General features: G+C 55.4%; 1 protein-coding gene. It reads right to left on the bottom strand.

What is annotated here, in order from left to right; translation table 11 throughout:
• On the bottom strand, positions 1 to 242 hold a 242-nt coding region (locus tag AF337_RS13685), incomplete at both ends, for an ABC transporter permease subunit (RefSeq protein WP_152971064.1).

Below are 242 nucleotides of genomic sequence, written 5' to 3'. Positions count from 1 at the left end.
TGCGAGCCCGGCTTCCTTCAATCCTTTGTGGATGGACAGAAACGATCCCCGGACGATTTCGGCGATATAGGCCCCGGCATTGACGACGATCGCGGTGATCGCCGCGGTGATCGGATTGATCCTGATATCGGCGACCAGCGGAAGCGCAAAATAGATGAACATCACCTGCACGACGATCGGCGTGCCACGGATGAGTTCGACATATATGAAAGCGATCACGTTCAGGACGACATTGCCATAGG

It is taken from the genome of Rhizobium ecuadorense, assembly GCF_001187535.1.
In the GTDB taxonomy this organism is placed as follows: domain Bacteria; phylum Pseudomonadota; class Alphaproteobacteria; order Rhizobiales; family Rhizobiaceae; genus Rhizobium; species Rhizobium ecuadorense.
Note: the sequence above shows the minus strand (reverse complement) of the source record. Positions and strands in the feature narration are given on the sequence as shown.